This is a genomic window from Luteibacter sp. UNC138MFCol5.1, assembly GCF_900110505.1.
In the GTDB taxonomy this organism is placed as follows: Bacteria; Pseudomonadota; Gammaproteobacteria; order Xanthomonadales; family Rhodanobacteraceae; genus Luteibacter.
Map to the genome: position 1 here is coordinate 137,691 of NZ_FODZ01000003.1, position 23,710 is coordinate 161,400.

22 protein-coding genes are annotated in these 23,710 nt (G+C 67.3%); 10 read left to right on the plus strand and 12 right to left on the minus strand.

All coding sequences use genetic code 11. The annotated features are described in order from the left end of the window. Window positions 1-64: 64 nt before the first annotated feature. Both BMY69_RS08925 and BMY69_RS08930 read left to right on the plus strand, forming a co-directional pair. Window positions 65-379: a hypothetical protein gene (locus BMY69_RS08925; RefSeq protein WP_090177276.1), complete on the plus strand. Its 315-nt coding sequence runs from the start codon at window positions 65-67 to the stop codon at window positions 377-379. A 167-nt stretch (window positions 380-546) separates the two neighbouring features. Further along, window positions 547-846, plus strand: coding sequence for a hypothetical protein (locus BMY69_RS08930; RefSeq protein ID WP_090177278.1), 300 nt, complete (start codon window positions 547-549; stop codon window positions 844-846). Between the two features lie 263 nt (window positions 847-1,109). On the opposite strand, the gene BMY69_RS08935 is transcribed toward BMY69_RS08930, so the two are convergent. Next, window positions 1,110-2,663, minus strand: coding sequence for a protein adenylyltransferase SelO (locus BMY69_RS08935; RefSeq protein WP_090177281.1), 1,554 nt, complete (start codon window positions 2,661-2,663; stop codon window positions 1,110-1,112). Window positions 2,664-2,807: 144 nt separating this feature from the next. Between BMY69_RS08935 and BMY69_RS08940 the strand changes: the two genes are divergently transcribed. Next, complete coding sequence (locus BMY69_RS08940; RefSeq protein ID WP_090177284.1) at window positions 2,808-3,440, plus strand: hypothetical protein; 633 nt, start codon at window positions 2,808-2,810, stop codon at window positions 3,438-3,440. Here BMY69_RS08940 and BMY69_RS08945 read toward each other — a convergent pair. The 3 genes from BMY69_RS08945 to gndA all read right to left on the minus strand — a co-directional run bounded on the left by BMY69_RS08945 (window position 3,425) and on the right by gndA (window position 9,244). Continuing rightward, window positions 3,425-5,101 carry a putative bifunctional diguanylate cyclase/phosphodiesterase gene (locus BMY69_RS08945; RefSeq protein ID WP_177191122.1) on the minus strand — a complete coding sequence of 559 codons (1,677 nt, stop codon included), beginning with the start codon at window positions 5,099-5,101 and terminating at the stop codon, window positions 3,425-3,427. The two genes, BMY69_RS08940 and BMY69_RS08945, sit on opposite strands and share 16 nt — an antisense overlap. A gap of 210 nt (window positions 5,102-5,311) precedes the next feature. Next, a complete protein-coding gene (gspD, locus tag BMY69_RS08950; RefSeq protein WP_090177290.1) occupies window positions 5,312-7,642 on the minus strand; it encodes a type II secretion system secretin GspD in 2,331 nt (776 codons plus the stop codon). A gap of 189 nt (window positions 7,643-7,831) precedes the next feature. Then, window positions 7,832-9,244 carry an NADP-dependent phosphogluconate dehydrogenase gene (gene gndA / locus BMY69_RS08955; RefSeq protein ID WP_090177292.1) on the minus strand — a complete coding sequence of 471 codons (1,413 nt, stop codon included), beginning with the start codon at window positions 9,242-9,244 and terminating at the stop codon, window positions 7,832-7,834. Window positions 9,245-9,432: 188 nt separating this feature from the next. Here gndA and BMY69_RS08960 point away from each other — a divergent pair, with 188 nt between their 5' ends. The 4 genes from BMY69_RS08960 (at window position 9,433) to ykgO (ending at window position 12,233) form a co-directional block, all read left to right on the plus strand. Then, window positions 9,433-10,152, plus strand: coding sequence for a CoA transferase subunit A (locus tag BMY69_RS08960; RefSeq protein WP_090177295.1), 720 nt, complete (start codon window positions 9,433-9,435; stop codon window positions 10,150-10,152). A gap of 11 nt (window positions 10,153-10,163) precedes the next feature. Further along, window positions 10,164-10,802, plus strand: coding sequence for a CoA transferase subunit B (locus tag BMY69_RS08965; RefSeq protein ID WP_090177297.1), 639 nt, complete (start codon window positions 10,164-10,166; stop codon window positions 10,800-10,802). A gap of 302 nt (window positions 10,803-11,104) precedes the next feature. Next, window positions 11,105-12,019, plus strand: a complete 915-nt coding sequence (locus tag BMY69_RS08970; protein ID WP_090177300.1) for a LysR substrate-binding domain-containing protein — start codon at window positions 11,105-11,107, stop codon at window positions 12,017-12,019. Window positions 12,020-12,107: 88 nt separating this feature from the next. Beyond that, window positions 12,108-12,233 carry a type B 50S ribosomal protein L36 gene (gene ykgO / locus BMY69_RS08975; protein ID WP_029213509.1) on the plus strand — a complete coding sequence of 42 codons (126 nt, stop codon included), beginning with the start codon at window positions 12,108-12,110 and terminating at the stop codon, window positions 12,231-12,233. Window positions 12,234-12,875: 642 nt separating this feature from the next. Here the strand turns inward: ykgO and BMY69_RS08980 are convergent. The 6 genes from BMY69_RS08980 to BMY69_RS08995 all read right to left on the minus strand — a co-directional run bounded on the left by BMY69_RS08980 (window position 12,876) and on the right by BMY69_RS08995 (window position 17,865). After that, window positions 12,876-14,669 carry a GGDEF domain-containing protein gene (locus BMY69_RS08980; RefSeq protein WP_177191123.1) on the minus strand — a complete coding sequence of 598 codons (1,794 nt, stop codon included), beginning with the start codon at window positions 14,667-14,669 and terminating at the stop codon, window positions 12,876-12,878. A 7-nt stretch (window positions 14,670-14,676) separates the two neighbouring features. Beyond that, entirely contained in the window at window positions 14,677-14,982 is a 306-nt protein-coding gene (locus BMY69_RS19625) for a hypothetical protein (protein ID WP_177191124.1), read from the minus strand. A 182-nt stretch (window positions 14,983-15,164) separates the two neighbouring features. Next, window positions 15,165-15,656 (minus strand): Ohr family peroxiredoxin, encoded by a 492-nt coding sequence (locus BMY69_RS19630; protein WP_177191125.1) that lies wholly within the window; start codon window positions 15,654-15,656, stop codon window positions 15,165-15,167. Between the two features lie 15 nt (window positions 15,657-15,671). Then, complete coding sequence (locus BMY69_RS19635; protein WP_177191126.1) at window positions 15,672-16,439, minus strand: SDR family oxidoreductase; 768 nt, start codon at window positions 16,437-16,439, stop codon at window positions 15,672-15,674. A gap of 76 nt (window positions 16,440-16,515) precedes the next feature. Beyond that, window positions 16,516-17,523: a LysR family transcriptional regulator gene (locus BMY69_RS08990; protein WP_090177304.1), complete on the minus strand. Its 1,008-nt coding sequence runs from the start codon at window positions 17,521-17,523 to the stop codon at window positions 16,516-16,518. A 3-nt stretch (window positions 17,524-17,526) separates the two neighbouring features. Then, the gene (locus tag BMY69_RS08995) at window positions 17,527-17,865 is read right to left on the minus strand and encodes a sigma factor-like helix-turn-helix DNA-binding protein (RefSeq protein ID WP_090053951.1); all 339 of its coding nucleotides are present in this window, start codon (window positions 17,863-17,865) and stop codon (window positions 17,527-17,529) included. An 89-nt stretch (window positions 17,866-17,954) separates the two neighbouring features. On the opposite strand from BMY69_RS08995, the gene BMY69_RS09000 reads away from it, so the two are divergent. The 3 genes from BMY69_RS09000 to BMY69_RS09010 all read left to right on the plus strand — a co-directional run bounded on the left by BMY69_RS09000 (window position 17,955) and on the right by BMY69_RS09010 (window position 19,915). After that, window positions 17,955-18,491: a carboxymuconolactone decarboxylase family protein gene (locus BMY69_RS09000; RefSeq protein ID WP_090177307.1), complete on the plus strand. Its 537-nt coding sequence runs from the start codon at window positions 17,955-17,957 to the stop codon at window positions 18,489-18,491. Window positions 18,492-18,519: 28 nt separating this feature from the next. Beyond that, entirely contained in the window at window positions 18,520-18,942 is a 423-nt protein-coding gene (locus BMY69_RS09005; protein ID WP_255364510.1) for a cupin domain-containing protein, read from the plus strand. Window positions 18,943-19,012: 70 nt separating this feature from the next. Further along, the gene (locus BMY69_RS09010) at window positions 19,013-19,915 is read left to right on the plus strand and encodes an RNA polymerase sigma-70 factor (protein WP_343124097.1); all 903 of its coding nucleotides are present in this window, start codon (window positions 19,013-19,015) and stop codon (window positions 19,913-19,915) included. 61 nt (window positions 19,916-19,976) lie between these two features. Here BMY69_RS09010 and greA read toward each other — a convergent pair whose 3' ends face one another. Both greA and carB read right to left on the minus strand, forming a co-directional pair. Then, on the minus strand, window positions 19,977-20,459 hold the full coding sequence (greA, locus tag BMY69_RS09015; protein ID WP_090053957.1) for a transcription elongation factor GreA: 483 nt from the start codon (window positions 20,457-20,459) through the stop codon (window positions 19,977-19,979). Then, a complete protein-coding gene (gene carB / locus BMY69_RS09020) occupies window positions 20,456-23,683 on the minus strand; it encodes a carbamoyl-phosphate synthase large subunit (protein WP_090177310.1) in 3,228 nt (1,075 codons plus the stop codon). Before carB ends, greA begins: the two co-directional genes overlap by 4 nt. Window positions 23,684-23,710: the final 27 nt, after the last annotated feature.

Consider the following 23,710-nt stretch of genomic DNA (forward strand, 5'->3'; position numbering starts at 1 on the left):
CGATGCCTCTGCGCCGTGCATCGCTCTGCTACCCAGGCGCCATAAGTTTTTCAGGAGACTCGTCATGCGCAACACGAAACTGATCGTCGCGATGCTGGCCGGCTGTATGGCCGTGAGCGGTGCCGCTCTCGCACAGGACGCTTCGAAGGCTCCCACGCCGGCTTCGACCGCCGCCACCCCGACGCATTCCACCAGCGATTCGATGAAACATGCGGGCACCGATTCGATGAAGCAGAGCGGCGCCGACGGCATGAGCCAGGATCACGCCTCCAAGAGCTCCATGGGTAACGACTCGATGGAAAACCAGTCGATGAAGTCGACCCACAAGAAGCACAAGAAGACGGCCGAGCCGGCGAAGTCCTCCACCTCCGGCATGTAATGCGCAGCGCATGACAGGAAACCCGGTGCCGCGAGGCGCCGGGTTTTTTCATGGGCGCGCTTTCCGGCCAAAATTGGGGCTATCTACAAGAAACGTGGGGCGCATCGGCATACGTTCTTCCCTGGCAGCGACGACACGGCGGCCCTCACCGCCCGGGGAGACAGATCATGCGCGGCACGACACCCATCCTTGTCCTTCTCGCGGGCTGCCTGCTGGCCAGTAGCGTGTTCGCGCAGGAGGCACCGTCCGCCCCCGCGAAGGCGGCGGCGAACCAGCAAGCCGCGAACGACGCCATGCGCTTCACCGGCACACGCTCGATCAAGATGACCGGCGCGGACGGCATGAGCCAGGACCACGCCACCGCCAGCGACATGAGCGACGACACCGCCGACGTCGGCACGGTGAAGCAGTCGCTGAGGAAGGCGACGCCCGAACTACCGCCGGATAACGCGACCCCCGGTCGTTGACGTTCGCCAGACGCTGCGCGAGAAGCGCTGGCGCGTGAGGCGCCGTCGCCCGGACGTAGGCCCCGCCGTGGGCACCGGCGTACGCCGGTGCGACGGTGAGGGCCCTTAGGTGGTTCGGGAACGTCGCGCCCCCTTAGCCCGTTGCACCGGTGCGACGATGAGGGTGCGTGGGTAGTTCGGGAACGTCGCGCCCGCCTACCCGTCACACCGGCGTACGCCGGTGCCCACGGCGAGGCGCCCGGAAGAGCGACAGTCCCACCGACTCAGCTGCTGCACGACAACATCGAACAGCCGACACGCTCGCGCGCCCAGTCGGGACGGCGACCGCCTAGGTGTTCCTTGCCGGGCTGCAGGTCGTACGGCCGGCGCAGGACATCGAGCAACTCGTGCACGCCGGTTTCGTCGCCCTGCTCCGCGCGATCGATCGCCTGCTGGGCGAGGTAGTTGCGCACCACGTACCGTGGATTGGCCGCGTGCATCAATGCCAGGCGCCCGCTCTCCGCGGCGCCGTCGGCACGCACGCGCTCCGCGTAACGCCGCAGCCACGCCTGCAGCGCGTCCTCGACCGCGACGCGCCCCGCGTCGTCGTAGAACGACGCTCCGACCGTGTCCACGTGCGGCGCGTGCGGATCGAGCGCCGCCAGGTCGCGATAGAAGATCGTCATGTCCATGCCGCCCGCACGGAGCAACCCGCGGAGATCGGCGATCAGGGCATCGTCACCCGCGTCGGGCTGCGCGAGCCCGAGCTTCGCGGCGGAAAACGCCGCGTCCGACGCCTCGAACACCTCGACGTAACGGGCCAGGCCCGCGTGCAGCGCCTCGACGCCGCTGAAGAGCGGCGACAACGCCTGCGCGAGCCGCTGCACGTTCCAGTAGCCGACCTGCGGCTGCTGGCCGAAACGGTAGCGCTTCTGCTGCCGGTCGGTCGTGTTCGGCGTCCAGTCCGGATCGAAATCGTCGATCCAGCCATACGGGCCATAATCGATGGTCAGCCCGAGGATCGACATGTTGTCCGTGTTCATCACGCCGTGCACGAAGCCCACGCGCATCCAGTGCGCCATGAGCCGCGCGGTACGTTCGCAGACCTCGGCGAAGAACGCGGCGTAGCCCTCCTCTCCCGGAAGATCGGCGAACTGCGGGTAGTGATGGACGATGGTGAAGTCCACGAGCTGTCGCAGGAGCGCCACGTCGCCGCGCGAGGACGGCAGCTCGAACGAGCCGAAGCGCACGAACGACGGAGCGACACGGCACACGATGGCGCCGGGTTCAGGCGCGGGATGGCCGTCGTAAAGCATGTCGCGCACCACGCTGTCACCCGTCGCGACCAGCGACAGCGCACGCGTGGTGGGCACGCCCAGGTGATGCATCGCCTCGCTGCAGAGGAACTCGCGGATGGACGAGCGGAGGACGGCGCGCCCGTCCGCGCCTCGCGAATAAGGCGTCCGCCCGGCCCCCTTCAGCTGGAGCTCCTGCCGCCCGTGCTGCGCGGTGACCACCTCGCCCAGCCCGATCGCCCGGCCGTCTCCGAGCTGCCCGGCCCAGTGTCCGAACTGGTGCCCGCCGTACGCCATCGCGTACCCGGTCATGCCCGGCCAGCGCACGTTGCCCGAAAACACCTGCGCGAAGTCCGGCGCTTCCGGCGCGATGCCCAGCATCGCCGCCACCTCGTCCGAGATCGCGATCGTCCGCGGGTCGGAGACCGGCGTCGGGTCGACCAACGAATAGGCCGCGCCGGCGACCTGACGCGGCACGTTCCGGTGATCGGGGTCGGCGGGCAACTCACGGACGAAGGCGTTGTCGAAGCGCAGGGATGTCATCGGGGCGGGGCTGGGGGCGTTATGGGGAATATCCGGGCGATCGGGCCAAGTGCAAGGCCGCGCGGCGCGCCATGCCATCCGCCCTGCGTAGAAAATCGCCAACTCGTGCACACTAGCGCCCCCGAACCCGCCGCTCCGGACTCCATGCGCCACCTCCGCTTCCTGGCTCCCCTGCTCGTCGCGCCGCTGGCGATGTCCGTCGGCGCCGTGCCGGTGAGCGTGCCCCGCAGCGACAAGACCCTGGTGGAGATCATCAACGGGACCATGGGCACGTTACCCAACGCGGTCGACGCGCTCGCGAACAAGTTGCCCGGGGGCCTGCACGCGACCGCCGACGCCCCGCCGCAGATCGTGCGCAGCCAGCCCTTCGTCACCCGCGACGGCTACCGGATCACGGCGTTCGAAGCCCGAGGTTTCAACGAAGGCGGCGACGTCCCGATGGTCCGTTTCACCTCGATCCAGCTCGAACAGCGCCCCTGCTTCCAGCGCGCCGAGGTGGACGAAGCCTTCCACGCGCCGTCGTCCGAGACGAAGCTGCCCGCCGCCCCGTCGATGCTGCCCAACCGCTATCTCGTGATGCAGATGCCCTGGGGGCGCCTGTCGTTCGGCACGTCGCAGGACAGCGGCGGCTGCGTGATCGCCATCGTCGGCGACGCCACCGGCGGCATCCTCGGCATGCGCATGCCGTTGCCGCTCCCGCAGCCGACCACCGTGCCCGGCATGCCCGACCTGCGCCGCACCTGGCCGATGCCGGCCGAGGCTTACCCCGCCGAATAGACCGGCTCGTTCGCAGGGAAGAAACCGAGGACCCGGTCGATCCCCTCCTGCGGCACCGCGGCGGAAAAGAGGTACCCCTGCAGTTCGTCGCAGCCGGCCTCGCGCAGGAACGCGCGCTGCTGTTCCGTCTCCACGCCCTCCGCCACCACGCACAGGCCCAGCGCCGCGCCGAGGTTCGACACGGCGCGCACGATCGCGGCGGAATCGTCGGCGAACGGCGCCATCTGCACGAACGAGCGGTCGATCTTGACCTTGTCGACGTCGAGGTCCTTCAGCAGCGTCAGGCTCGAATAACCCGTGCCGAAGTCGTCCAGCGATATCCGCACGCCGTCGCGGCGGAGGTTCTTCAGCAGGCGCACCGTCGTGCTGTCCGCGTTGACGATCGCCGTTTCGGTGATCTCGAGCTCGAGGCGGTGCGGCGGCAGGCCGGACTCGGCCAGCGCGTTGAGCACCATCGAGGCGAAACGGTCATCGCGCAACTGCACCGCGCTGACGTTCACCGCCACGAACATGTCGCCCATCGGCGCCAGCCGCATGCAGGCGGTACGCAGGATCCACTCGCCAAGCGCACCGATCAGCCCGGTCTCTTCCGCCACCCCGATGAACTGCACCGGCGGCACCGCGCCGAGCTCGGCATGCCGCCAGCGCGCGAGGGCTTCGAATCCGATCACCTTGCCGTCGCTCGCGCGCACGAGCGGCTGGTAGTAGCAGTCGAGGCCCTCGCCCGTGCGCAGGGCCTGGCGCAGGGCGATCTCGACCTTGCGCCGATGGGCGAGCGCGTTGTCGAGTTCGTTGGTGTAGATCACATGGCGGTTGCGCGCGCGTTTCGCCTCGTAGAGCGCGCTGTCGGCCTTGCGTGCCATTTCGCCGGCCGCGACGGCATCCGTGTCGATGGGCACCACGCCGACGGAGGTTCCGATGAATGCGGTGTTGGCCGGCACGTCGAACGGCATGCTGGCGAGGACGAGGATCTTCTCGGCGACGGCTTCGATGTCGAGGTCGCCCCCGTCTTCCACCAGCAGCGCGAACTCGTCGCCGCCGATGCGCGCGACGGTGTCGCCCGGCGCGACGAGATTACGCAGGCGCGTGCCGAACTGCACGAGCAACTCGTCGCCTGCGAGGTGGCCGTAGGTGTCGTTCACGCGCTTGAAGCCGTCGAGGTCGAGGTAGAACAGCGCGGCCTTGCCACCGCCCCCGGCGGCTCGTGCGATCGCGGCATCCAGACGGCTGAACAGCGCCGTGCGGTTCGACAGGCCGGTCAACGCGTCGTGACAGGCGAGCCAGCGCACATGCGCTTCGGACTCGCGCAGTTCGGTGATGTCGGTGACCGACGCCAGCACATGCGGCGTGCCCTCGAGTTCGACGCAGGTCTTGCGCGTGAGCAGGGTGCGGACCCGCCCCTGCATGTCGGTCACCGTTTCCTCGGTCTCGACCACCTCGTGGCTGCGCAGCACGGCATCGTCCCCGGCGGCGAAACGCGCGGCCTGGTCCGGCGGGAAGAGTTCGCTGTCGCTGCGCCCGATCACTTCGTCGGGATGGATGCCGAAATACTCGCAGCCCATCCGGTTGACCAGCACCCAGCGGTGCCTGGCGTCGCGAATGAACATCGCGGTCGGCATCAGTTCGAGCACCTTCGACCAGCCAGCCAGGTCTTGGATCACCGGATTCTCCCCACAGGAGTCGCTGGCCCAATCTGCGACGGCTTCCGTGAGTACGGCGTGTGCGGCCTGCGTCACGGTTCGACGCTGCCGAATTTGTGTGACGGTGGCTCCGGCAAGCCACGGCCCTGCCGCGAGCATCCTCCCCGACCGGGGCCGCCCCCACCCGCGTGCCTTCGGGTGGGAGCGCGCTGACGTGCGCCCGCCGCCGCCTCAGGGCTTGTTGAGCGGCAACACGACCGTCGCCGGACGGGTGCCGGCCGGCGCCTCGGCACGGAACGGCCGCAGCGATTCGAACTTCTGCTGGTACTCGTCGGTGACCTGCTTCGCTTCGTCGCCATTGCTGATCACGCGCGGGGTGATCAGCACGATCAGCTCCGTGCGGTCGCGGTTGCGCACCGTCGAGCCGAACAGGCGGCCGAACACCGGGATGCGGTTCAGTCCCGGAATGCCGGTATCCGACGTGCCTTCCTGCTGCTTGATGAGGCCGCCGAGCAGGACCGTCTGCCCGCTCTGCACCGCCACCTGCGTGGAGACCTCGCGCTGCTGGATGGGGAAGTTGGTCGTGTTGATGTCCCTCGGGCCCGGCGCGCTCACGACCTGGTTGATGTTGAGGTACACGAGGCCGCCCGGATTGACGCGCGGACGCACGTTGAGGATCACGCCGGTGTCCTTGTATTCCACCTGGCCGATCGTGTTGTCCGAGTTCGCGTTCGTGTTCACGAACGTCTGCGTGATGGGAATCTGGTCGCCGACCTGGATGTGCGCCTTCTGGTTGTTCAGCACCACCAGCGACGGCGCGGACAGCGTCTTCGTATTGCCGCTCTTCTCGATCGCACGCAGCGCGACGGCGAGGTTGTTGTTCACGAACGAATAGAAGAACGCATCTTTCCCCTGCGTGAAGACGTTGCCGCCGTCGCCCAGCGCCCACTGCTGCTTGTTGCCGGGTTGGCCGACCGAGCCGTTCGTGCCGCCGACCAGGCCTTCGAGGTACCACTGCACGCCGAACTCGAAACTGCCGGTGAGCGCGACCTCGAGGATGCGGGTCTCGATCTGCACCTGCAGCGGCACGGCGTCGAGACGCTTGATCGCCTGTTCGATCTCGGCCCACTGCGACGGACGCGCGCGGACCATCAGCTGGTTGTTCGCATCCACCGAGGTGATGCGCACGCCTTCATCGGTGGTGACCGGACCGCTGTGCTGCCGGCGCGACGAGTCGTCGTCGCCGAAGCCGCCCCCCGACGAGCCGCCCGCGCCGAACGACGAGCCCATGCTTCCGTTCGAACCGTAGGAACCGCTACCGAAACCGCTGTTGTTCGTGGTGTTGAGCAGCCCCGACGAATTCGACGTGCTGTTGCCGAACGAACCGGTGGTGCTGCCGAGACCGGAGCCGCCGCGGTTGCCCAGGTCGCTGTCGCCGCCGCCGAGCGTGCCCGAGGTGAGGCCGGGACCCACGCGGCCGCCGCGATCGCCCGAACGGCCGCCGCCCGATCCGCCGCCATAGATGTCGGAGAGGTAATCGGCCAGATCCGCCGCCTGCACGTTGCGCACGTCGTAGACATACAGCTGCGGCTCGTTGCCGCCGCCGCGGTCGATGCGGTCGATCCAGCTCTTCACCTCGTCGAGGTAGGCCGGCTGAGGGCTGATGACGACGAGCGAATTGGTGCGCTCGATCGGAATGAAGCGCAGCAGGCCCGCCATCGGCGTGTTGCCCTTCTCGCCGAACAGCTTGTCGAGCGTCGGCGTGAGGTCCTTCACTTCCGCGCGCTGCAGGCTGAACACACCTACGGACATGCCGCGCAGCCAGTCGACGTCGAACGTCGCGATGGTCCGCTGGTAATTCTCCAGTTCGCTCGGGGTGCCGGCCATCACAAGCACGTTGCGCGTCGGGTCCGCCAGCAGCGTGGCGTCCGGCCGCGCGAACGGCTTGATCAGCTTCTGCATCTCGGTGGCGGAGATGAAGTGCAGCGGGAACAGCCGCGCCTGCAGACCGCCGGGCGGTGCCGACGCGCCGATGCTCGGCACGAGGTTGCCCGCGACCGCGTCCTTCGCGGGCAGCACCACGTAACGGTCGCCCGAGCGGACGAGCGCGTTGCCGGTCCACGAGAGCAGCGTCTCGAGGATCGGCAGCGCCTGCTCGGCGGTGACCGGCTGCGACGTGGAGAACGACACGTTGCCCTGCACGCCGGGCACGATCGAATAATTCTCGTGCAGCAGGTCGCCGAGGATGGCCTTGACCACCGACTCGACCGGCTGGTTCTCGAAATTGAAGGTGACCGTGCCCGCGCCCGCGTCGACCGGCTTCGCCTTCGGCAGGCCGACGGCCTTGACGAATTCACCCGTGCCCGTCGTGACGTCGGGCTGGGCGGCCGGCGGAACCGGCGGATTGGTCGTGCCGACCGTGAGCGGCCGGGGAACGGGCTTTTCGGTGCCTGCGAGCGCCTCGCGCTGCAGCGACCCATCGTCGCGGGGCTGCGGCAGCGTCGTGCATCCGGCAAGAGCGACCGCGAGCGCCGTGGCGCCGATCAGCGAACTTCTCAACATGAAACAACGTACTCCCTCGTTGGACCCGGTCGGCACACCCTGGGGTGCCGCCGAATGCGCCAACTCTAAAGGGAGGGTTGTTACAGCGCCAGCGTCGCGTGAAGACGGTGTGGCGCAATTCGCACCACGACACGGCGCGAACCCGGAAAGCCCGCCGCGGGCGGGCTTTCCGGACGGCCGTTCAGGATCTCATTCCGCCCATTCGGCGTGGAAGCTGCCCTTCTCGTCGACGCGTTCGAAGGTATGGGCGCCAAAGAAGTCGCGCTGGGCCTGGATCAGGTTCGCCGGCAGCGTGTCCGCCCGGTAGCTGTCGTAATAAGCCACGGCCGCCGAGAAACCCGGTACCGGCACCCCGGTACCCACGGCCGCCGCGACGACCTCGCGCAGCGCCGCCTGGTAATCCTGCGCGATGTCGCGGAAGTATGGATCGAGGAGCAGGTTCTTCAGCGCGCCGTCGCGGTCGTACGCTTCGGTGATCTTCTGCAGGAAGCGCGCCCGGATGATGCAACCCGCCCGGAAGATCTTGGCGATGGCGCCGTAGTGGAGGTTCCACTGGTTCTCGTCGGAGGCGGCACGCAGCTGGGCGAAGCCCTGGGCGTAAGAAATGATCTTGCTCATATAAAGCGCGCGGCGCACCGATTCGATGAACGCCTTGCGGTCGCCACCGAATGGCTTCGCCGCCGGTCCCGCGAGCACCTTGCTCGCCGCCACGCGCTCGTCCTTCATCGACGAAAGCACGCGGGCGAACACGGATTCGGTGATCAGCGTCAGCGGCACGCCGAGGTCGAGGGCGCTCTGGCTCGTCCACTTGCCGGTGCCCTTCTGGGCCGCGCGGTCGAGGATCACGTCGACCAGCATCTTGCCGGTCTTCTCGTCCTTGCGGCGGAAGATCTTCCAGGTGATCTCGATGAGGAAGCTGTCCAGTTCGCCCTCGTTCCACTCGCGGTAGACGTCGGCCAGTTCCTCGTTCGACAGCCCCAGCACGTGCTTGAGCACGGCGTAGCTTTCGGCGATCAGCTGCATGTCGCCGTACTCGATGCCGTTGTGAACCATCTTCACGTAGTGACCCGAGCCACCCGGGCCGATGTAGGTGACGCAGGGCTCGCCGTCGGGTGCGCGGGCCGCGATCTCGGTGAGGATCGGCGCCACGAGATCGTACGCGTCGCGCGGTCCGCCCGGCATGATGGACGGCCCTTTCAACGCGCCCTCCTCGCCGCCGGACACGCCTGTGCCGATGAAGTGCAGGCCGTCGGCGGCCAGCTCGTCGCCACGCCGCACGGTGTCCTTGTAGAACGTGTTGCCGCCGTCGATCAGGATGTCGCCCTTGTCCAGCAGGGGACGCAGCTGCTCGATCACGGCATCGGTGCCCTTGCCGGCCTGCACCATGAGCAGGATGCGGCGCGGTTTCTCCAGCGAGTCGACGAATTCCTCGAGGGTGTACGTCGGCACGAGCTTCTTGCCCGAGCTCTCGGCCATCACCTCGTCGGTCTTCTCCTTGCTGCGATTGAAGATCGACACCGCGTGCCCGCGGCTCTCGATGTTCCATGCCAGGTTGCGGCCCATCACGGCCATGCCGATCACACCGATCTTCTGCTTGCTCACGTGGGTTCTCCCAATGACTAAGGTGCCGAGGATGGAACGCCGCCCATCAAAGCGCCGTCCACGGGCGAGTTCTTGGCGGAATCGTGCACGGATGCGATTGGACCAAAGGGCACCCGCGGGGCCGCCCCGCCCTCCGCTATCATGAGGGGCGAACCGGCGGCCGGACCGTCCGGAAGGATCGATGACGCATGAACCAGGTGAAGTCGCACTCCCGCGACAAACGTGTCGCTTCGGCCGGTGAGGCCCTGGCAGGCCTCGTGGCCGACGGACAGACGATCGCCGTCGGCGGCTTCGGCCTCTGCGGCATCCCGGAGCTCCTCATCGAGGCGTTGCGGGATTCGGGCGTGAAGGGCCTCACCGCGGTCTCCAACAACGCGGGCATCGACGGCGTCGGCCTGGGCCAGCTGCTCGCGACGCGGCAGATCCGCAAGATGGTCTCGTCGTACGTCGGCGAGAACAAGGAATTCGAGCGCCAGTACCTCGCGGGCGAGCTCGAGGTCGAGTTCACCCCGCAGGGCACGCTCGCGGAGAAGCTGCGCGCCGGCGGCGCGGGCATCCCGGCCTTCTTCACGCGCACGGGTTACGGCACGCAGGTGGCCGAAGGCAAGGAAACCCGCGAATTCGACGGCCACATGTACGTGATGGAGCGCTCGATCGTCGCCGACGTGGCGCTGGTCAAGGCCTGGAAGGCCGACCCCTCCGGCAACCTCGTGTACCGCAAGACCGCGCGCAACTTCAATCCGATGGCCGCCACCGCGGGCAAGGTCTGCGTCGCCGAGGTCGAGATCATGGTGGAGATCGGCGAACTCGATCCGGACCAGATCCACACCCCCGGCATCTACGTCGACCGCATCGTGCACAATCCCGCGCCGTCTAAGCGCATCGAACAGCGCACCGTGCGCGCCTGAAGGAGACTCCCATGGCCTGGACCCGCGATCAGATGGCGCAGCGCGCCGCCCTGGAACTCTCCGACGGCGACTACGTGAACCTCGGTATCGGCTTGCCGACCCTGGTGGCCAACCACCTTCCGGACGGCGTCGACGTGTGGCTGCAGTCCGAGAACGGCCTGCTCGGCATCGGCCCGTTCCCGACCGAGGACGAGGTGGACGCCGACCTCATCAACGCCGGCAAGCAGACCGTCACGGCCCGCGCCGGCGCGTCGTTCTTTTCGAGCGCCGACTCCTTCGCGATGATTCGCGGCGGCCACATCGACATTTCGATTCTCGGCGCGATGCAGGTCACCTGCGAGGGCGACATCGCCAACTGGATGGTGCCCGGCAAGATGGTCAAGGGCATGGGTGGCGCGATGGACCTCGTGGCCGGCGTGAAGCGCGTCGTGGTCGTGATGGAGCACGCCGCGAAGGACGGCTCGCCCAAGATCCTCACCGAATGCACCCTGCCGCTCACCGGCAAGGGCGTCGTCAACCGCATCATCACCGAGCTGGCCGTGTTCGACGTGACTCCTGAGGGCCTCGTGCTGATCGAACTCGCGCCGGGCGTGGACGAGGCCAGCGTCCGGGAGAAGACGGGCTGCCGGTTCGAGACGCGCCTGCATTAAGTACGTCGCACATGCTACCGAAGGGTGGGAGCCGATCGCATCGGCGATGCTCTTCGCCCCGCTGAAACGACAAGGCCCCGGTCTGGCGACCGGGGCCCGGAAATAAAGTCGCCCCGCAGAGGACGCCTCAGCATGGGCCTCGGGGGGGGAGGTAGGCCAGATGCCGGTAGTTAGCGTCGATGCGGGGCGAGGGACCTACCGACCCAGGGGGAGGGGTTGGTGGTAGGTCAGGATCGATATTAGATTTCCTAGGAATTTCCGGCCAATATATCTTTCAGCGACCACTTATACGAAAAACGACTATGTTCGACCTGCGCCAGCTGCGCTACTTCGTCGAAGTGGCGGAAACCCTGAGTTTCACCCAGGCCGCGCAGCGCCTGCATATTTCGCAGCCACCGTTGTCGCAGCAGATCCAGTCGCTCGAGGCCGACCTGGGCGTCAGGCTGCTCGACCGGAATCGCCGCCGAGTCGCGCTGACCGAGCCGGGACGCCTGTTCCTCGCGGAAGCGAAGGCCATCCTCGCCCGCGCCGAAAGCGCCCGGACCGTAGTGACCGAGGCCGCCGCCGGCTTCACCGGGCAGCTGCGGCTCGCGTACGCCGTCTCCGTATCATTCCATCGCGCGCTGCCGGAAACCTTGCTGCGGTTCTCACATGCGGCACCCGGAGTGAGCCTGCACCTGGGCGAAATGCTCACCGGGGCCCAGTACGACGCCCTGCTCTCGGGGCAGATCCACGTCGGCCTCCTGCGCGCCCGTCCGGAAGGGGTGGCCAACGCCCGCCAGCTCAACGTGGAAGTGATCGACCACGAGCCCCTCGTCATCGCCCTGCCCGCCGGCCATCGCCTGGCGAAGCGTGACGCCATCCGGATGACGGAGCTCGCCACCGAGCGCTTCGTCGCCCCGCCCCGCGCGCACGCTGTCACCCTGACCGACCGCCTTGGACTGCTCGCGGACAAGGCCGGGTTTCGCCCGAACATCCGCCAGGAGGCCCAGCAGATCCCTTCCCTGCTGCCGCTGGTCGCGGCGGAGATCGGCGTCGCGCTCGTGCCCGCGTCGCTTCGCGCCGTGAAGCTCGACGGCGTCGCGTTCGTTCCCGTGGACGATCCGGAGGCCCACCTGTTGCTCGCGGCGGCCTCGCGCGTGGACAATACGTCCCCCGTGCTGGAGAGCTTCCTGCGCACGGTCCGCGAGGCCCGCGCCAAGCTCGGGCTCGGCTGAAAGACGAATGGCGACGGGCGCTTGCGCTAGCCCGTCCAGGTCGTTACAATCCCGTTTTTCCTTGTCCTTAAAGTTTCAGGAGCTGGCCGTGAAGGTGCTTTCCTCTTTGAAGTCCGCGAAGTCGCGTCACCGTGACTGCAAAGTCGTTCGCCGTCGCGGCAAAGTGTTCGTGATCTGCAAGAGCAACCCGCGTTTCAAGGCTCGTCAGCGCTGATCGGCTGCGACGGGTTCTGAAGAAAAGGCCGCGAAAGCGGCCTTTTTTTTCGCCTGAATTCCGGGATCGCTGCTGTCGATACCGGGCTCGTCACCCCGGCGCACGCCGGGGTCCACGGCGAGAGGATCGGTTTTCGCGATGCGCGCTCTATGTGTGGCACCTCGCGAAAATCGCAGACCGAGGCCGTGGATACCGGCGTGCGCCGGTATGACGGCAAGGGGTGCCGCGACTCTCCGGCGCGTCACCCCGGCGCACACCGGGGTCCACGGCGAGGTGATCGGGTTCCGCGATGACGTTTCCGGCGTGTGGCGCCTCGCGAAAACCGTGCACCGAGGACGTGGATACCGGCGTGCGCCGGTATGACGGCTCGTCACCCCGGGGTCTGCGGCGGGGCGGTCGATTTCGCGACGATGTGCTCAATGTGCGGCGCCTCGCGACATCCGTACACCAGGGCGGTGGATACCGGCGGTACGACGGCTCGTCGCCCCGGCGTACGCCGGGGTCCACGGCGAGGCGATCGGTTTTCGCGATGACGCTTCCGGCGTGTGGCGCCTCGCGAAGGCCGTGCACCGAGGACGTGGATACCGGCGTGCGCCGGTATGACGGTGCGTCACGGCGGGGCGATCGGTCGCGATGTGTCGCCTACCCCCGCGCTTCCGTCAGATACGGGGAATCCGGAATGTCGCCGGTGTCGCCCATGAACACGCAGTTGCGGCCCGCGCGCTTGGCGCGGTAGAGCGCCGCGTCGGCGACGACCAGCAGGCGATGGAGTTCGAAGCCGCAGGGCATGGTGCTGGCGATGCCGAAGCTCGCCGTCACGACGAGGTCCGGCTTCGCCTGCGTGGCGGATGTCGCCGCGATGGACAGCCGCAGCTGTTCCGCGCGCGCACGCGCCTGCGCCGGGCTGCAGTCCGGGAGCAGCACCGCGAATTCCTCGCCGCCCAGCCGCCCGAACACGTCGCATGCGTGCAGAGCGCGACGGCAGACGTCCACCGCGCGCTTGAGTACTTCATCGCCCGTCGCGTGGCCGTAGGTGTCGTTGACGTTCTTGAAGTGATCGAGGTCGAACAGGATCAGGCATGCGCCGCGATCGGACCTCGCGCCGTACGCGAGCACGCGCTCCGATTGCTCGACGAAGTGCTCGCGATTGCAGATCCCCGTGAGGCCATCGCGGCGCGCCAGCTTCATGAAACGCAGCTGCGAACGGCGCAGCCACAGCACGAGCCAGACGATGGCGGCCAGGCTGGCAAGCAGCACCACGATGTACAGCCGGCTCGTTTCGGCCTCCTTGCGATCGAGCGCGCCGGTCAGACGCAGGATCTCGTTCTGGCGGTTGAGCGCTTCGACTTCGGCACGGCGCGCGACGAGCTGCTGGTCGACGATCTGGAAGGCCAGGCTACGCGCGCTCACGTCGTCGAGATGGGCCTTGTCGGCCGCCATGTACTGCTTGTGGTACGCGAGCGCGGCGGCGGCGTTGCCCACGCGTTGCTCCACCTCGTACAGCACCTCGTAGCCGATCCGCCGCGAATCCATGAATTCCTCCTGGCTCGCGTTGGCCACGGCGGAAAGCCCGTACCGGCGCGCGTTGACGAGGTCGCCGAGCTGGAGATAGGCCTTCGCGAGTGTGGCGTCGAATTCGGCGAGCAGCACTGGATAGCTCAGCGCGCGCATGGCCTCGCGATTCGCGGTGAGCAACTTCACCGCCTCCTCGGGACGCCCCTTGTCGAGGTGGAACGCGGCGATGTCCGCGCGCATCGTCTGGCCGAACACGTCGTCGCCGACGTTCATGCAGACCTCGATGGCGCGTTCGAACATCGGATCGATGGACTGCAAGCGGTTGGCTTCACGGCGCGCGCGAAGGAGGTGCTCCGCGCCCTTGCAGATCGTGTCGCCGGGCGGCGGGTTGTCCACCATCTCCTGCGCGTACGCTTCCGCCTGCTCGAACTGGCCGGCCGAGCTGAGCAACTGCGACGCCTCCCCCAGCCCCATGAAACGCGCCTTGCGATCGCGTATCGAGGGCATCATTTCCTGCAGCTGGTTGAGGCGCTTGAACGCCTCCTCGTAGCGATGCGCGATGCCGAGCAGGTTGATGAGCGTCGCCGTCGCGCGGAAGCGCAATACGAGGTTGTTCGCGTTGTCGGCGACGTCTTCGAGCGCCTTCCTGCCCAGGTCGTAATCGCCGAGCCACGTGGCGCGCCACCCCTGGATGTAGTGCAGCCGCCAGCGCTCCTCCGGCGCGAGCTTGGCTTCGATGGGCAGCAGCTGGTCGATCAGTTTCCCGGCGGTCGCGGGATCGGAGCCTTTGATCGCATCGGCGCGGGAAAGGATCGCCGCCGGCGAGGAAGGGTTCGCTTCGGTTTCGTCCGCCTGCGCCGCCGTCGCCAGCGCGAGCGCCGCGGCAGCCATCAGGAGCAGCGCATGGCGCGCGAGGCGCATCACGGCGTCAGAGCGTCTCGCCCGAGACCGGCGTGCGTGAAATCGAGGTGCCATCGTCGTCCTTGTCGTTGTCGCCGTCCGTCTCGTCGTCCGGCGTCTCCACGCTGTCCGGACCGATCTGCATCTGCGCGACGATGAAGGGTCGTTCGCCGATGAGGCGATGCAGCGCGTCGCGATCGCCGTTTCGCAAGGCGGTCCGCGTTTCATCGTCGATGTCGATGTCGGCAAGGGCTGCTTCGAGCGCTTCCGCATCGGCATGGCGAAGCGTCGCATCGCTGCCGACGCGCTCGAGGAATTCGATCAGTTTCGACATCTACCCGCCCCTTGAGCCGGGAGCGCGCCCGGCCCACCCTGCCAGCCTCCCCTCGAGGCCGCCCGCGCACGGATCATAGCCCCATGAGAGCGCGTCGAGTAGTAGGCCACTCGGCCGGGGACGAAAGGAAATGTGATGGCGGATCAGATACCTGGCACGACAGGCATCGTCCGAGGCACGCGTTAGGCGTCGAGGTAGACGACGCAGTCGATACCCTGACGGGCCATCTTCGCGTAAGGACAAAGGCGTTCCGTGTTGCGAACCAGCGCGGCGGCGACGCGCCGCTCGACGCCCGGCAGCGCGATACGGACCCTGGCGGCCAGGGTGAACAGGCCGTCCATCGGATCGCGGCCGAACGTCACCTCAGCGGTCACCTCGGCATCCGGAATGTCTACCCGCTCGCGCGCCGCCAGCAGGTTCAGGGCACCGTGGAAGCAGGCGGCGAAGCCCGCCGCGAACAGTTGCTCCGGGTTGGTGCCGCCGCCCGGTCCGCCGAGCTCCGTCGGCAGGCGCAAGGCCACGTCCAGGTGGCCGTCGGTCGAGCGTGCGCTTCCGGAGGCGCGACCGTGCCGCGCCTCGCCGCCGGTGACGCGTACGCTCGCGGTGTACAGCGGCTGGAAGTCCGGGCCGCCATACCTGTCGAGGAAGGAAAGCGGCGGGGGTGTCGGCTTCACCGTGGACGTCCTTCCTCAGGCCGCGGCCGCGGGCGTTCGCGCGGCGAACCACTCGTCGAACCCGATCGTGCCGAGGCGCGCGTCCCCACGGGGCACAAGAGTGTCCGGCTCCAGCACCGCACCGAAGTACGGTGTCCCCGCGGAACCGATCACGCGGCGAGCATCGCCCGTCTTCGTCAGATACGTGGCCACGAGGTCGGCCATGCTGAACCTCGCAGGGCCCGCGATCTCGACGACCTGCGTCGTCGGCGGCTCGAGCGTCGCGTCCGCGACCAGCCTGGCGACATCGTCGGCAGCGATCGGCTGGATGTTGGCCGTCGGCATGTGGACGTCCGCGCCCTTCTCGCCCGATGCGACGATGCCTGGCACGAACTCCATGAACTGCGTGGAATGGACGATGGTGTAAGGCACGCCGGCGGCGCGTATGAGTTTCTCCTGCGCGACCTTGCCGGCGAAGTAACCGCTGCCGAGGCGATCGAGATCGTCGGTGCCGACGACCGACAGCGCGACATGGTGCGTCACGCCGGCCCTCTTCTCGGCTTCCGCGATGTTCCTGCCCGCGGTGGTAAAGAACGCGATGACGTCGTCTTTCGCGAACGACGGCGAGTTGGAGAGATCGACGACCGTATCGACGCCGGCCATGGCGGCGTCGAGCCCTTCGCCCGTGAGCGTGTTCACGCCCGTCGAAGGCGCGGCAGGCGTCACGTCATGGCCCGCGTCGCGCAGACGGTTGACTACCTTGGAACCGATGAGGCCCGTGCCTCCGATGACGAGGATCTTCATGGTGGATCACCTTTCTTGACTGGCGTACAGGAATGCTAGGACCGGTGGCTTGTAGCCAGTAGCCCCGGCGCATGGCTCACCGTGTTGCCGAAGTGGCAACAATCGGAAGCGTGGTTCCGCATTCGAGATCGAGCTCCCGAATGGCGGCGATCATGAAATCGATGAACACGCGGATGCGCGATGGCAGCTGCTGCCGGCTCTGGTAACAGAGGTAGTGGCCACGATCGTCGGGCGCGTACTCCGGCAGGCAGGCGACGATCCGTCCCGCACGCAGGTGCTCGCACACCTGGTAACCGGCGAGCTGGGCGACGCCTCGATGCTCCAGCACCGCCTGCAGGACGAGGTCGGCATCGTTGAACACCTCCATCGACGGCGGCAGCACCTTGCGCAGGCGACCCTCGACCTTGAACTCCCAGTCCGCGATGCGGCCGGACGCCGTGCGGTAATGCACCGCCGGCCGCGCGAGGAGGTCGTCGATCTGGTCGATGTCGCCGCGATCGCGCAGGTACGTGGGCGTCGCCACGACGAACATCTGCATGGGGACGATCTGCCGCGCGATCACCTGACTGTCCTCCATGCGACCGTCGCGGAACGCGACATCGATGCGGTCACCCGTGAAATCGACCGGACGGTCGTCGAGCACCAGGTCGATGCCGATCTCGGGAAACGCGTCGCGAAACCTGTGCAACAGCGGCGCCACCACCTGGCGGCCGAATCCGACCGGCGCGCCGATGCGCAACTGGCCTCGCGGCGGCCCGTCGCGCAGTTCGCGCATGTCGTCGAGCGCCTGCGCGATGCGCTCGACACCCGGGTTGCAATTCTCGAAGAAGATCGCGCCCTCGGCGGTCAGCGCGGTGCTGCGCGTGGTGCGCGAAAAGAGGCGCGCACCCACCTGCTGTTCCAGCTTCTGCACGCTTCGGCTCACCGCCGACCGGCCGATGCCGAGACGATCCGCGGCGCGGGCGAAACTGCCTTCCGTGACCACGGCGATGAACGCGATCACACCGGCATAACTGGCTGAAAACGAGGAGGCGAGCGCATCCGGGGCATTCGGCCGCGAGGGATGGATGGGGTGGATGGACATGTCTTACTTCCTCGTCGCGGCAGCCGCATGGATTCGTTCGTGCGCCTCGTCGACCAGTCGCCGGCAGGCGGCCGCGTCCCTGTGCAGCAAAGCCGCCACGTCGTCGATGCTCGCTTCGAACACGTCGCTCAACAGCAGCGCCAGGCGGGCATCCGCCGGGAGCCGGTCGAGCGCATCGAGGAGCCCTAGCCACACGGCCGGTTCCGGCTGGCGGCTCGCCAGCTCTCGTCGCAGCCGCTCGTACGTGGAATGCATCGGGTCCATATCGATCAGACGAAGCAGCCGGTCGATCTGTGACGCCTCCGATTGGTTCCCGTTGCGCAACACCGTGGTCACGCCCACGGATCTACCGGCGGCGATGGCGCGAACCTAGCCTGTACTCGCCCCGCCCCCTGCGGCGGGAACCCTCACCCCTGACGAAGGATGACGACATGAACGCCCAGACCGCCCCGTCGCAGAGCGACGACTCCGTCCAGCAGCCCGTAGTGCCGAAGACGCGTCTCGACTACATGAAGGAAGCGCCGGCGCTGACCAAGAAGCTGATGGAACTGAGCATGGTCGCCGCGAAGAGCGCGCTCGGCGACACGATCCTGGATCTGGTCAAGATCCGTGCCTCACAGCTCAACGGCTGCAGCTTCTGCATCGACATGCACGTGAAGGAGGCGACGATCCACGGCGAGCGCGCCCTGCGCCTGCACCATGTGGCCGCGTGGCGCGAATCGAACCTTTTCGTTCCGAAGGAACGCGCGGCGCTGGCGTGGACCGAGGTGCTCACGCAGATTCCGGTCAACGGCGTGCCGGACGACATCTACGAACGGGTGCGCGGTCAGTTCTCGGAAGCCGAACTCGCCGAACTGACCTTTTCAATCATGATCATCAACGCGTGGAACCGCGCGAACGTCGCCTTCCGTCCGGTGCCGGGCGGTCTCGACAAGGAATGGCACCTCGACAGAGCCAACCTGGCCTGACTCCCCAACCGCAAGAAGGATCGAACCGATGCGTACGATGAAGACAATCGCGATGTTGCTGGCCCTCGCGCCGCTCGGCGCGTTCGCCCACGGCGACGAACACGGCAACGGCGGCGCGCCGATGGCGAAGGTCACCGAGCTGTTCACCAAGGTGGCCGCCGACAACCCGAAGAAGGAACTCGAGCTGATTACGGTCGAATACCCGCCGGGCGCGGTGGACCCCGTTCACCGGCACGACGCCCAGGCCATCGTCTATGTGATCGAGGGCCAGATCGTGATGGGTGTGAAGGGCCAGCCCAACAAGACCCTGAACCCGGGCGACGTCTACTACGAGGGCCCCGACGACCTGCATACCGTCGGCCGCAACGCCAGCGCCACCAGGCCGGCGAAGTTCGTCGTGTTCTTCCTGAAGGACAAGGGCGCGCCGATCCTCACGCTGACGGACAAGTAACCCCTTGCCGGCGGCTGGCCAGTACTTTTTTCACAAGACATGTCACAAAGTTCCCATCAGGATCGTCCTGATGGGAATGACAGAAGCCACGGCCACTTTCTCCGCGCTGCGTCCCCGCCTGCACGGTATCGCCTATCGCATGCTCGGATCCGTCGCGGAAGCCGAAGATGTCGTGCAGGACATCTGGCTGAGCTGGAACGGCGTGTGTCCGGGCAGCGTGGACAATCCCGAGGCGTGGCTCGTCGCCGCGACGACGAGGCGGTCCATCGATCGCCTCCGGGCCGCCAAGGCGCGCCGCGAGGAGTACGTGGGCATCTGGCTGCCGGAGCCCGTCCTGACCGACGAGGGCGCTTCGCCCGAGGACATCCGGGAGCTCGCCGACGACGTCTCCGTGGCGTTCCTGCTGCTGCTCGAGCGGCTGTCGCCGGAGGCGCGCGCGGCGTTCCTGCTTCGCGAGGTGTTCGACGTCGACTATCCGGAACTCGCCGCGACGATCGGCAAGAGCGAAGCGGCGTGTCGCCAGCTCGTGCATCGAGCAAAGGACCAGCTACGCAACGAGCGAGCGCGCCAGCGCGTTCCCACGGAACAGCACCTGTCGCTGATGCGGCGGTTCGCCGAGGCGATGGCCAGCGGCGATTTCCCGGCGATCCGCTCGATGCTGGCGGCGGATGCCGAGCTCTCCGGCGACGGCGGAGGCAAGGTCGTCAGTTTCCCGAAGCCGCTGCTCGGCGGACAGCGCATCGCCCAGCTCTTCTACGCGGCGCACCTGCGATTCGGCGCGGGCGTGCAGGTGCGTGTGGTGCGCATCAATGGCGAATGGTCGCTGCTGCGCTACATCGACGGCGTCCTGGAATCCGCGCAGACGTACGTCACCGACGGCGAGACGATCCACAGCATCCACGTGCAGCGCAATCCGGACAAACTGGAGCGCATCGTGCGCGGGCTGCAGGGGTTCACGCCGCTGGGCGACTGAGGCACGCAAAAAAAACGCCCCGCGAAGGGGCGTCTTTTCACGATGCCGCCAGGCGTGCGGATCAGACGTACCGCACGCCCTTGATCTCGTACGTCTTCACGCCGTTGGGCGCCTTGAAGTCGAACTCGTCGCCCTCGCTCTTGCCGATCAGCGCACGGGCGATCGGCGAGGACACCGCGATGAGGTTCTGCTTGATGTCCGCTTCCAGGTCGCCAACGATCTGGTAGGTGACCTCGGCATCCGTGTCGAGATCGACGAGCTCGACGATGGCGCCGAACACGATGCGCTTGCCCACGCTGAGCCGCTCGGTGTCGATGACTTCCGAGTTCGACAGCGCGGCTTCCAGCTCGGCGATACGGCCTTCGTTGAAACCGTGCATCTCGCGCGCGGCGTGGTATTCCGCGTTTTCCTTGAGGTCGCCGTGCGCGCGGGCTTCCGCCACCGCAGCGACGATTTCGGGGCGCTTCACGCGCTTCAGGTACTCGAGTTCGTCGCGCAGGCGATCGGCACCCTTCTGGGTCATGGGAGGACGGGTCGCGCTCATGCCTTCAGCTCCTTGTGCAGTTCCTGCAGGCTGTTCACTTCCGGATCCGCATGGAAGTCGAGCGAGTGCACGAGGGCACGCGCGCCGGCGACCGTGGTGGAATACGTGACACGCTGCTGCAGCGCTTCGCGGCGGATCGAGAACGAATCGGAGATGGCCTGCTTGCCCTCCGTCGTGTTGACGATGTAGACCACCTCGCCGTTCTTGATCAGGTCGACGATGTGCGGACGGCCTTCGAGCACCTTGTTGATGCGCTCGCACGGCACGCCGTTGTCCTGCAGGAACTTCGCCGTACCGGCCGTGGCGACGACGACGTAACCGCGTTCGGCGACGTCCTTCGCGATCGGCAGCAGGCGATCCTTGTCGGCGTCGCGCACCGACATGAACACCTTGCCCTTCGGCGGCGCCTTGATGCCTGCCGCCTCGTGGCCGCGCGCGAACGCGGCGCCGAAGGTACGGCCCACGCCCATCACTTCGCCCGTCGAACGCATCTCGGGACCGAGGATCGGATCGACGTTCTGGAACTTCAGGAACGGGAAGATGGCTTCCTTCACCGAGTAGTACGACGGGATGACCTCCTTCGTCGCGCCCTGCTCGACGAGCGAGCGACCGGCCATGGCGCGCGCGGCGATCTTCGCCAGGGACATGCCCGTGGCCTTGCAGACGAACGGCACGGTGCGCGACGCACGCGGGTTCACCTCGAGGATGAAGACGTCGTCGCCCTGGATGGCGAACTGCGTGTTCATCAGGCCGACGACCTTCAGCTCCTGCGCCATCAGCTTCACCTGGCGGCGCATCTCGTCCTGGACTTCCTGGCTGAGCGAGTACGGCGGGAGCGAGCACGAGCTGTCGCCCGAGTGCACGCCGGCCTCCTCGATGTGCTCCATGATGCCGCCGACGAGCACGTTGCCGTCGGCGTCGGCGACGATGTCGACATCGACCTCGACCGCGTGGTCGAGGAAGCGGTCGAGCAGCACCGGCGATTCGTTCGACACCTGCACCGCCTCGCGGATGTAGCGCGAGAGGTCGGCATCGGCGTAGACGATTTCCATCGCACGTCCGCCGAGCACGTAGCTCGGACGCACGACCAGCGGGTAGCCGATCTCGCGCGCCAGCGCGAGCGCTTCGTCCGCGTTGCGGGCGGTGCGGTTCGGCGGCTGCTTGAGTTCGAGCTTCTGGATCATCTTCTGGAAACGCTCACGATCTTCCGCAAGGTCGATCGAGTCGGCGCTGGTGCCGATCACCGGCACGCCGGCGGCTTCGAGCGCGCGCGCGAGCTTCAGCGGCGTCTGGCCGCCGTACTGCACGATCACGCCCTTCGGCTTCTCCAGGTCGACGATCTCCAGCACGTCTTCCAGCGTCAGCGGCTCGAAGTACAGGCGGTCGGAGGTGTCGTAGTCGGTCGAGACCGTTTCCGGATTGCAGTTGACCATGATGGTCTCGAAACCATCCTCGCGCAGGGCGAGCGCCGCGTGCACGCAGCAGTAGTCGAACTCGATGCCCTGGCCGATGCGGTTCGGGCCACCGCCGAGGACGATGATCTTGTCCTTGTCCGTCGGATTCGCCTCGCACTCTTCCTCGTACGTGGAATACATGTACGCGGTGGTCGTGGCGAATTCCGCGGCGCAGGAGTCGACGCGCTTGTACACCGGGCGCACGCCGAGCGTGCGGCGCAGGTGGCGCACGGCGCCTTCGTCGGTGCCGACCAGTTCGGCCAGGCGCGCATCGGCGAAGCCCATGCGCTTGAGTTCGCGCATGCGGCCTTCGTCCAGCGCCGTGAGGCCCTGGCGCTGCACTTCGCCTTCCGTCATCACGATGTCCTCGAACGCGGCGAGGAACCAGGGATCGATGCGGGTCAGGTCATGCACTTCCTGCAGCGAGAGGCCCGCGCGGAAGGCGTCGGCGACGTGGAACACGCGGTCGGGACGCGGCTCGCGCAGTTCGCGCTTGAGCGTCAGGAAGCCTTCCTCGCTGCCGATGTCGAGGCCGGTCGGATTGAGGCCCGTCTTGCCGATCTCGAGGCCGCGGAGCGCCTTCTGCATGGATTCGTGGAAGGTGCGGCCCATCGCCATCACCTCGCCCACCGACTTCATCTGCGTGGTGAGGCGGGCGTCCGCGGCCGGGAACTTCTCGAACGCGAAACGCGGGATCTTGGTGACGACGTAGTCGATCGACGGCTCGAACGACGCCGGGGTCAGGCCGCCGGTGATGTCGTTCTTGAGCTCGTCGAGCGTGTAGCCGACGGCGAGCTTCGCCGCGACCTTCGCGATCGGGAAGCCGGTGGCCTTGGACGCCAGCGCCGACGAACGCGAGACGCGCGGGTTCATCTCGATGACGACGACGCGGCCGTCCTCGGCGTTGATGCCGAACTGGACGTTCGAACCGCCGGTGTCCACGCCGATCTTGCGCAGCACGGCGATCGAGGCGTTGCGCAGGCGCTGGTATTCCTTGTCGGTGAGCGTCTGCGCCGGCGCCACGGTGATCGAGTCGCCGGTGTGCACGCCCATCGGATCGAAGTTCTCGATCGAGCAGACGATGATGCAGTTGTCCGCCTTGTCGCGGACCACTTCCATCTCGAACTCCTTCCAGCCCAGCACCGACTCTTCCACCAGCACTTCGTGCACGGGCGAGAGCTCGAGGCCGCGACCGACGATCTCGACGAATTCTTCCTTGTTGTAGGCGATGCCGCCGCCCGAACCGCCGAGCGTGAAGCTCGGGCGGATGATGGTCGGGAAGCCGACGGTCTGCTGGATCTCCAGCGCCTGCTCCATCGAACGGGCCACTTCGGCCTTCGGGCATTCCAGGCCGATGTCGGCCATGGCCTTGCGGAACAGGTCGCGGTCTTCCGCCATGCGGATGGCTTCGCGCGACGCGCCGATCAGCTCGACGCCGTAGGTGTCGAGCACGCCGTGGTCGGCGAGGTCGAGCGCGCAGTTGAGGCCCGTCTGGCCGCCCATGGTGGGCAGCACGGCGTCCGGGCGCTCCTTCGCGATGATGCGTTCCACCGTCTGCCAGTTGATCGGCTCGATGTAGACGGCGTCGGCCGTCTCGGGGTCGGTCATGATCGTCGCCGGGTTCGAATTGACCAGGACGACGCGGTAACCCTCTTCCTTCAGCGCCTTGCAGGCCTGGGCGCCGGAGTAATCGAACTCGCAGGCCTGGCCGATGACGATCGGGCCGGCACCGATGACGAGGATGGTCTTGATGTCGCTGCGCTTTGGCATGGTTTCTCTCGCGTGCTTATGCGGATG

Coding starts and splice junctions, on each gene's coding strand:
- BMY69_RS08935 (WP_090177281.1), bottom strand. CDS start 2,663: ATGACATCCCTGCGCTTCGACAACGCCTTCGTCCGTGAGTTGCCCGCC.
- BMY69_RS08990 (WP_090177304.1), bottom strand. CDS start 17,523: ATGTCCATCCACCCCATCCATCCCTCGCGGCCGAATGCCCCGGATGCG.
- gspD (WP_090177290.1), bottom strand. CDS start 7,642: ATGTTGAGAAGTTCGCTGATCGGCGCCACGGCGCTCGCGGTCGCTCTT.
- BMY69_RS09005 (WP_255364510.1), top strand. CDS start 18,520: ATGCGTACGATGAAGACAATCGCGATGTTGCTGGCCCTCGCGCCGCTC.
- BMY69_RS08930 (WP_090177278.1), top strand. CDS start 547: ATGCGCGGCACGACACCCATCCTTGTCCTTCTCGCGGGCTGCCTGCTG.
- BMY69_RS09010 (WP_343124097.1), top strand. CDS start 19,013: ATGGGAATGACAGAAGCCACGGCCACTTTCTCCGCGCTGCGTCCCCGC.
- BMY69_RS08940 (WP_090177284.1), top strand. CDS start 2,808: ATGCGCCACCTCCGCTTCCTGGCTCCCCTGCTCGTCGCGCCGCTGGCG.
- BMY69_RS08980 (WP_177191123.1), bottom strand. CDS start 14,669: ATGCGCCTCGCGCGCCATGCGCTGCTCCTGATGGCTGCCGCGGCGCTC.
- greA (WP_090053957.1), bottom strand. CDS start 20,459: ATGAGCGCGACCCGTCCTCCCATGACCCAGAAGGGTGCCGATCGCCTG.
- BMY69_RS09000 (WP_090177307.1), top strand. CDS start 17,955: ATGAACGCCCAGACCGCCCCGTCGCAGAGCGACGACTCCGTCCAGCAG.
- BMY69_RS08970 (WP_090177300.1), top strand. CDS start 11,105: ATGTTCGACCTGCGCCAGCTGCGCTACTTCGTCGAAGTGGCGGAAACC.
- BMY69_RS08965 (WP_090177297.1), top strand. CDS start 10,164: ATGGCCTGGACCCGCGATCAGATGGCGCAGCGCGCCGCCCTGGAACTC.
- BMY69_RS19625 (WP_177191124.1), bottom strand. CDS start 14,982: ATGTCGAAACTGATCGAATTCCTCGAGCGCGTCGGCAGCGATGCGACG.
- BMY69_RS19635 (WP_177191126.1), bottom strand. CDS start 16,439: ATGAAGATCCTCGTCATCGGAGGCACGGGCCTCATCGGTTCCAAGGTA.
- BMY69_RS08960 (WP_090177295.1), top strand. CDS start 9,433: ATGAACCAGGTGAAGTCGCACTCCCGCGACAAACGTGTCGCTTCGGCC.
- BMY69_RS08925 (WP_090177276.1), top strand. CDS start 65: ATGCGCAACACGAAACTGATCGTCGCGATGCTGGCCGGCTGTATGGCC.
- carB (WP_090177310.1), bottom strand. CDS start 23,683: ATGCCAAAGCGCAGCGACATCAAGACCATCCTCGTCATCGGTGCCGGC.